Genomic DNA, 8,026 nt, shown 5'->3' on the forward strand with positions numbered 1-8,026 from the left:
GGGGTCGCCTCAGAAAACGGAAAATAAAGCACGCTAAGCCGGTTGCAGCGGTCGTAGCGGCCTGAACTTGCCCGCGCCGATCTTGGCGCTGCTGCGCCAGAGGTAATCGCCGGTGAGGTTGATGTGCTCCCAACCGAGCGGCGACAGGTACTGCAACAGCGCGTCATCAACGGCATGGCCGTTGCCACGCAGCGCGTGCGCAGCCCGTTCCAGATAGACCGTGTTCCACAACACGACGGCAGCCGTTACCAGATTGAGGCCGCTAGCCCGGTAGCGCTGCTGCTCGAAACTGCGGTCGCGGATTTCACCCAGGCGGTTGAAAAACACTGCCCTGGCCAGCGCATTGCGCGCCTCGCCCTTGTTCAGGCCGGCATGCACGCGGCGGCGCAGTTCCACGCTTTGCAGCCAGTCCAGGATGAACAGCGTGCGCTCGATGCGGCCCAGCTCGCGGAGCGCCACGGCCAGGCCGTTCTGGCGTGGGTAGCTGCCGAGCTTTCGGAGCATCAGGGAGGCCGTCACCGTGCCCTGCTTGATCGAGGTGGCCAGCCGCAGGATTTCGTCCCAATGGGCGCGGACGTGCTTGATGTTGAGCGTGCCGCCGATCATGGGTTTCAGCGCGTCATAGGCGGCGTCGCCCTTCGGGATGTAGAGCTTGGTGTCGCCCAGGTCGCGGATGCGCGGCGCGAAGCGGAAGCCCAGGAGGTGCATCAGGGCGAAGACGTGATCGGTGAAGCCCGCCGTGTCGGTGTAATGCTCCTCGATCCGCAAGTCGGACTCGTGGTACAGCAGGCCGTCGAGCACGTAGGTCGAATCGCGCACGCCGACGTTCACGACCTTGGTGTGAAATGGCGCGTACTGGTCAGAAATGTGGGTGTAGAACGTCCGCCCTGGGCTGCTCCCGTATTTCGGGTTGATGTGGCCGGTGCTCTCGGCCTTGCTGCCGGTGCGGAAGTTCTGGCCGTCCGACGATGAGGTGGTGCCGTCGCCCCAGTGCTCGGCGAAGGGATGGCGGAACTGTGCGTTGACCAGATCGGCCAGCGCCGCCCCGTAGGTTTCGTCGCGGATGTGCCAGGCTTGCAGCCAAGCCAGCTTGGCGTAGGTCGTGCCGGGGCAAGACTCCGCCATCTTGGTCAGGCCCAGGTTGATCGCGTCGGCGAGGATCGTGGTCAGCAACAGGTTCTTGTCTTTGGCCGGGTCGCCCGATTTCAGATGCGCGAAATGCCGAGTGAAGCCCGTCCATTCGTCCACCTCCAGCAGCAGTTCGGTGATCTTGACGTGCGGCAGGATCATTGCCGTCTGGTCGATCAGCGCTTGGGCGGTGTCGGGTACCGCCGCGTCGAGCGGCGTGATCTTCAAGCCTGACTCGGTGATGATGGCGTCCGGCAGCTCGTTGGCCGTCGCCATACGGTTGACGGTGGCAAGCTGTGTTTCCAGCAGCGTCAGCCGGTCGTTCAGGTACCGGTTGCAGTCGGTGGCCACGGCCAGCGGCAATTCGCTGGCCTGCTTGAGGCTGGCGAATTTCGCGGGCGGCACCAGGTAGTCCTCGAAGTCCTTGAACTGGCGCGACCCCTGCACCCAGATGTCGCCGGAACGCAACGCGTTCTTCATCTCCGACAGCGCGCACAGTTCGTAGTAGCGCCGGTCGATGCCGGTGTCGGTCATGACCAGCTTCTGCCAGCGCGGCTTGATGAACTCGGTCGGCGCGTCGGCGGGCACCTTGCGGGCGTTGTCGCTGTTCATGCCGCGCAGCACCTCGATGGCGTCGAGCACGTCCTTCGCGGCGGGAGCGGCCCGCAGCTTGAGCACGGCAAGGAATTCCGGCGCGTAGCGGCGCAGCGTGGCGTAGCTTTCGCCGATGCGGTGCAGGAAATCGAAGTCCTCGGGCTGCGCAAGCTTCTGCGCTTCGGTGACGCTCTCGGCGAAGGCATCCCAGGACATGACGGCCTCGATGGCGGCGAACGGATCGCGGCCCGCCTGCTTGGCCTCGATCAGCGCCTGGCCGATGCGGCCGAACAGCCGCACCTTGGCGTTGATCGCCTTGCCGGACGCCTGGAATTGCTGCTGATGCTTGTTCTTGGCGGCGTTGAACAGCTTGCCCAGGATGCGGTCGTGCAGGTCGATGATTTCGTCGGTGACGGTGGCCATGCCCTCGATGGCAAGCGCCACCAGGGTGGCATAGCGTCGCTGCGCCTCGAACTTGGCCAGGTCGGCGGGCGTCATCTGGCCACCCTCACGGGCGATCTTGAGCAGGCGGTTCTGGTGCACCGACCGCTCGATGCCAGAAGGCAGGTCGAGCGCCTGCCACGCTTTGAGGCGTTCGATGTGTTCCAGCATGTGCCGCGAATTCGGTTTGACGGGCGATTGGCGCAGCCAGGCCAGCCAGGTCGTTTTGCCGTTGTCCCGACGCTTGAGCAGATCGTCGAGGCGGCGGCGATGCGCGTCCGACAGCGGTTCGGCCAAGGCATCGTAGATGCGCCGGTTGGCGCGGGTGATTGCTTCGGCGCTCGCCCGCTCGACGGCGTTGAGGGCAGGCAGAATGACCGACTGCTGCCGCAGGTGCTCGATCAAGGTGCTGGCCAGCACGATGCCCTTGTCGGTCTGCAAGGCCATCTCGGTCAGCAACTGGACGGCCTGCCGGTAGTGGCCCATGGTAAAGGGCTGGAAGCCGAACACCGTTTGCAGTTCGACCAGGTGCTCGCGCCGGGTCTGCTCCCGCTGCCCGTATTCGTCCCAGCTTTCGACGCTGACCTTGAGCTGGTCGGCGACCAGTTTCAACAAGGGCGGAAACGGCGGCTCATCGACGCCCAGGATGACACCAGGAAAGCGCAGGTAACAGAGCTGCACGGCGAAGCCCAGCCGGTTGGCCGGGCCGCGCCGCTGCCGGATGATGGAGAGGTCGGTTTCGCTGAACGTGTAGTGACGGATCAACTCATCCTTGGTGTCCGGCAACGCCAGCAGGCTTTCGCGCTCGGCGGCGGACAGGATTGAACGACGTGGCATATTTACTGATCCGTTCTCAAGTATTGATACAGGGTTTCGCGACTGATTCCGAATTCACGAGCCAGCTTGGTCTTTTGCTCGCCAGCCTCGACACGTTGGCGCAGTTCGGCAATACGCTCAGACGACAGGGATTTCTTCCTGCCACGGTAGGCCCCGCGCTGCTTGGCGAGCGCGATGCCCTCGCGCTGCCGCTCGCGGATCAAGGCGCGTTCGAACTCGGCGAACGCGCCCATTACCGACAGCATCAGGTTCGCCATCGGCGAGTCCTCGCCGGTGAAGGTCAAATGCTCCTTAAGGAACTCGATGCGTACGCCGCGCTGGGTGAGGCCCTGCACCAGGCGGCGCAGGTCGTCGAGGTTGCGCGCCAGACGATCCATGCTGTGCACCACGACCGTGTCGCCTTCGCGCACGAAGGCGAGCAGCCGTTCCAGTTCGGGCCGCCGTGTGTCCTTGCCCGACGCCTTGTCGGTGAACACTTTATCCACCTGGATCTGTTCGAGCTGCCGTTCTGGGTTCTGGTCGAAGCTGCTGACGCGGACGTAACCGATGCGCTTGCGCTTCGAAGCGTTGATAACACTCCAACCCGCAGAAGTGCTCGACGTATTCCGCGCCTTCCGGGGTGAAGGCGGCATCGAGCGGGATTTCCTTGCAGCACACGCAGCAACTGGTGGTGGTCGAGTCACTTGCATTCATGGTGGCACCCCTCCATTGACTGACGAAGACGGCGAATGCCGCCGCCGGCATTGGCTTCGCGAACAGGAAGCCTTGTCCTGTGTCGCAGTCCGCTTGTCGCAATAGATCAAGACTCGCCGATGTTTCCACGCCTTCAGCCACCACATCCATGCCCAGCCCGTGCGCAAGCTGAATCACGGTGTGCACGATGGTTTGGTCGCGGCGGTCGTTGGCGAGCCCGGCGACAAACGATTGGTCGATCTTGAGCGTGCTGATTGGGCAGCACTTCAGATGTTGCAGACAGGAATACCCCGTCCCGAAGTCATCGGCGGCGAAGCGCACACCGATCTGCCGCAAGGCGTCCAGGGCGGGGAAGATCGCCGGATCACCAAACGCGACCGATTCGGTCAGCTCGATTTCGAGATACTCGGCGGGCAACTCGGCATCAGCCAGCACGCCCTTTACCCACCCGTCGAAGTCCGGTCCCACTTGGCTCGCCGAAACATTGACGGCCAGCCGGAACGGTCGCCATGCCAGCATTCGCCAGTCACGCATCTGGCGGCAGGCTTCGCCCAGCACCCAAGCGCCGATTTCAGGCATCAGGCCGGACGATTCGACCACGGGCAGGAACTGGCCCGGTGGCAATAGTCCAAGCGTCGGATGACGCCAGCGCAACAGGGCTTCCGCGCCGACAATCCCACCACTGCGCAGATCGACGACGGGCTGGTAGTGCAGTTCAAGCTGCCCGCGCTCGACCGCTTGGGCCAGTTCCGGCGTCGTCCATCCATCCGGCCGGAAAGCGCTCATTCTCTTTCCCTGAATGCCCGCAACGCCCGCGACAGGGACAGAAGGAACAGGCCGGTCAAACCGAGCGCCGCGATGACCCAATGCTCGCCGAGGAAAGCACCGGCGGTTGTGCCGGCCAGCACGACAGCGAGGATGGGCAGGTGGCAGGGGCAAGTCAGCACAGCCAGTCCGCCCCACAGGTAGCCGGTGATCGGTTTGTGCGTCTCGGACGGCAAGCGCTCGGGGTTGTTCATGGCAGACTCTCCGCGTGCTGTGCCGGCTCGGTCGGCAGGGTGGCCAACTGCACTTCCAGATCGGCCAACGCTTCGCGCCGACGCTCGACGAACTGACGCAGCAGGGCAAGCTGCGCGGCCGCTTCGTCGCCGTCCGCCGCATCCAGCGCCCGGCACAGCCGCGCCAGCGCGTCGAGGCCGATGCCCGCCTCGAAGGCCGCCCGCACGAAGCACAGCCGTTGCAAGGCGGCGTCATCGAACAAGCCGTAGCCGCCTGGTGTGCACGCCACCGGGCGCAGCAATCCGCGCAGCAGGTAGTCGCGCACGATATGCACGCTCACCCCGGCATCAAGAGCCAGCCGGGACACCGTGTAGGCGTTCATTGAACACCTCCTTTTTCTCACCCGGCGCAGCAGGAAAGCTGCTTCACATCCTTGTTGAAGGTCTGCGCCGCGAGCTTCAACCCCTCGACCATCGTCAGGTAGGGGAACAACTGGTCGGCCAGTTCCTGCACCGTCATGCGGTTGCGAATGGCCAGAGCCGCCGTCTGGATCAGTTCACCCGCTTCCGGCGCGACCGCTTGTACGCCGATCAGCCGATGGCTGCCTTCCTCGATAACCAACTTGATGAAGCCGCGTGTGTCGAAGTTGGCGAGCGCACGCGGCACGTTGTCCAAGGTCAAGGTGCGGCTGTCGGTCTCGATCCCGTCGTGGTGGGCTTCCGCCTCGCTGTAGCCCACGGTCGCCACTTGCGGATCGGTGAACACCACGGCCGGCATTGCGGTCAGGTCGAGCGCCGCATCGCCGCCGGTCATGTTGATCGCGGCACGGGTGCCGGCCGCTGCCGCCACATAGACGAACTGCGGCTGGTCGGTGCAGTCGCCGGCCGCGTAGATGTTCGGGTTGCTCGTGCGCATGCCTTGGTCGATGACGATGGCACCTTGCGCATTGACAGTGACCCCCGCTGCGTCCAGCGCGAGGCTGCGCGTGTTCGGTGTCCGACCGGTGGCAACCAGCAGTTTGTCGGCGCGCAATTCACCGTGCGTGGTGGTCAGCACGAATTCACCGTCCATATGGGCGACCTGGCTGGCTTGCGTGTGCTCCAGCACCTCGATGCCCTCGGCACGGAAAGCGGCTGTCACCGCCTCGCCGATGGCCGGGTCTTCACGGAAGAACAAGGTATTGCGCGCCAGGACCGTGACCTTGCTGCCCAGCCGGGCAAAGGCTTGCGCCAGCTCCAGCGCCACCACCGACGAGCCGATTACGGCAAGGCGTTCGGGAATGGTGTCGCTCGCCAGGGCCTCGGTGGAAGTCCAGTAGGGTGACTCTTTCAAGCCCGGAATCGGCGGGACCGCCGGGCTGGCACCCGCGGCGACCAGGCAGCGGTCGAACATCACGACGCGCTCGCCACCCTCGTTCAAACGGACGGTAAGGCTCTGGTCGTCCTTGAAGCGCGCCTCACCGTGCACAACGGTGATGGCCGGATTACCGCCCAGGATGCCTTCGTACTTGGCGTGCCGCAGTTCGTCGACGCGGGCCTGCTGCTGGGCCAGCAGCTTACTGCGGTCAATCGTAGGCACAGTTGCCGCAATACCGCCATCGAACGGGCTTTCCCGGCGCAGATGGGCGATGTGGGCGGCGCGGATCATGATCTTGGACGGCACACAGCCGACATTGACGCAGGTGCCGCCGATGGTGCCGCGCTCGATCAGCGTGACCTGCGCGCCTTGCTCGACGGCCTTCAGCGCCGCCGCCATCGCGGCTCCACCGCTGCCAATGACCGCTACCTGCACCGGGGGCTCGTTGCCACTGTGCTTTTCGGCGGCGGCCATCCATCCCCGCACCTTGTCGAGCAGTCCGACGCGGTTGTCCGCCAGTGGCGCATCGGCTAGCGTTGCCTTGTAGCCCAGTCCGGCCACGGCGGCAGTCAGCGCGTCCGGCGATGTGCCCGGCACGATGGCGAGTTGCGCTGTGCCCTTCGGATAGGACACCAGCGCCGACTGCACGCCTGGCACTTTTTCCAGCGCTTCCTTGACGTGCGCCGCGCACGAGTCGCAAGTCATGCCGGTGATTTTTAGATGGGTCATGCAACAGATCCTTTATCGTTTGTGGCGCCAGACAATGACGTCCGTTGTGCTGCGGTGCCGTTTTCAGTGACTCACTGCTTGACGCTGGACGGATAGCCCGCGTCTGCGGTTGCCTTGGTCAGCTTCTGCACGCTGGTCTTGGCATCGTCGAAGGTGACGACCGCTTGGCGTGTCTCGAAAGTCACGTCAACTTTGCTGACGCCTTCGACCTTGGAAATCGCCTTCTTGACAGTGATCGGGCAGGCGGAGCAGGTCATGCCCGGTACGGACAGCGTGACGGTCTGGGTGGCGGCCCAGACGGGGGCAACAACGGCGGCGAGGGCGAGGGAGGCAAACAGTTTCTTCATGGTGAACTCCGATCAGTAGAAAAATGGCATGACGTAGGGAAATCCGAGCGCGACCAGAACCAGCGCGGCCACGATCCAGAAAATGAGCTTGTAAGTAGCTCGCACTTGGGGAATCGCGCAGACCTCACCCGGTTTGCAGGCCGCTGCCTGCCGGTAGATGCGCCGCCAGGCGAAGAACAACGCCACCAGCGCCACGCCGATAAAGATGGGGCGATAGGGATCCAACACCGCCAAGTTGCCGATCCAAGCGCCGCTGAACCCCAAGGCGATCAGAACCAACGGCCCGAGGCAGCAAGCCGAGGCGAGGATGGCGGCAAGCCCTCCAGTGAAGAGCGCGCCGCGCCCGGTTTTTGGTTCAGACATGCGCTTGTCCTTTCGAATTGAAATTGGATAGCGTAACCTTACTTCCGTACTCATGTACGGAGTCAAGCGATATGGAAAACAATTTGGAGAACCTGACCATTGGCGTTTTCGCCAAGGCGGCCGGGGTCAATGTGGAGACCATCCGTTTCTATCAGCGCAAGGGCTTGTTGCTGGAGCCTGACAAGCCCTATGGCAGCATCCGCCGCTATGGCGAGGCGGATGTAACGCGGGTGCGCTTCGTGAAATCAGCCCAGCGGCTGGGCTTCAGCCTGGATGAGATCGCCGAGCTGCTGCGGCTGGAGGATGGCACCCATTGCGAGGAAGCCAGCAGTCTGGCCGAGCACAAGCTCAAGGACGTGCGCGAGAAAATGGCTGACCTGGCGCGCATGGAGGCCGTGCTGTCTGAGTTGGTGTGCGCCTGCCATGCGCGAAGGGGGAACGTTTCCTGCCCGCTGATCGCGTCACTACAGGGTGGAGCAAGCTTGGCAGGTTCGGCTATGCCTTAGCGTGCTTTATTTTCCGTTTTCTGAGACGACCCC

9 protein-coding genes are annotated in these 8,026 nt (G+C 63.9%); 1 reads left to right on the forward strand and 8 read right to left on the reverse strand.

Features of this window, described 5'->3' with window-relative positions; all coding sequences use genetic code 11:
• Positions 1-33: 33 nt before the first annotated feature.
• The 8 genes from RN01_RS26275 to merT form a co-directional block, all read right to left on the reverse strand.
• Positions 34-3,000, reverse strand: a complete 2,967-nt coding sequence (locus tag RN01_RS26275; RefSeq protein WP_001138070.1) for a Tn3 family transposase — start codon at positions 2,998-3,000, stop codon at positions 34-36.
• A 2-nt stretch (positions 3,001-3,002) separates the two neighbouring features.
• Entirely contained in the window at positions 3,003-3,572 is a 570-nt protein-coding gene (locus RN01_RS26280) for a recombinase family protein (protein ID WP_027982055.1), read from the reverse strand.
• On the reverse strand, positions 3,478-4,479 hold the full coding sequence (locus RN01_RS34760) for a DUF3330 domain-containing protein (RefSeq protein ID WP_008652068.1): 1,002 nt from the start codon (positions 4,477-4,479) through the stop codon (positions 3,478-3,480). Before RN01_RS34760 ends, RN01_RS26280 begins: the two co-directional genes overlap by 95 nt.
• Positions 4,476-4,712 (reverse strand): broad-spectrum mercury transporter MerE, encoded by a 237-nt coding sequence (gene merE, locus RN01_RS26290; RefSeq protein ID WP_003132004.1) that lies wholly within the window; start codon positions 4,710-4,712, stop codon positions 4,476-4,478. Before merE ends, RN01_RS34760 begins: the two co-directional genes overlap by 4 nt.
• Positions 4,709-5,074, reverse strand: coding sequence for a mercury resistance co-regulator MerD (gene merD / locus RN01_RS26295; RefSeq protein WP_000995360.1), 366 nt, complete (start codon positions 5,072-5,074; stop codon positions 4,709-4,711). The genes merE and merD overlap by 4 nt, the downstream gene beginning before the upstream one ends.
• A gap of 17 nt (positions 5,075-5,091) precedes the next feature.
• Positions 5,092-6,777, reverse strand: coding sequence for a mercury(II) reductase (gene merA, locus RN01_RS26300; RefSeq protein WP_011514825.1), 1,686 nt, complete (start codon positions 6,775-6,777; stop codon positions 5,092-5,094).
• Positions 6,778-6,848: 71 nt separating this feature from the next.
• Positions 6,849-7,124, reverse strand: coding sequence for a mercury resistance system periplasmic binding protein MerP (gene merP, locus RN01_RS26305; RefSeq protein WP_003131987.1), 276 nt, complete (start codon positions 7,122-7,124; stop codon positions 6,849-6,851).
• Between the two features lie 12 nt (positions 7,125-7,136).
• On the reverse strand, positions 7,137-7,487 hold the full coding sequence (gene merT / locus RN01_RS26310; RefSeq protein WP_006224622.1) for a mercuric ion transporter MerT: 351 nt from the start codon (positions 7,485-7,487) through the stop codon (positions 7,137-7,139).
• A gap of 71 nt (positions 7,488-7,558) precedes the next feature.
• Here merT and RN01_RS26315 point away from each other — a divergent pair, with 71 nt between their 5' ends.
• Entirely contained in the window at positions 7,559-7,993 is a 435-nt protein-coding gene (locus tag RN01_RS26315; RefSeq protein ID WP_003131969.1) for a mercury resistance transcriptional regulator MerR, read from the forward strand.
• Positions 7,994-8,026: the final 33 nt, after the last annotated feature.

This window comes from Cupriavidus sp. SHE (genome assembly GCF_000812445.1).
GTDB lineage: Bacteria > Pseudomonadota > Gammaproteobacteria > Burkholderiales > Burkholderiaceae > Cupriavidus > Cupriavidus metallidurans.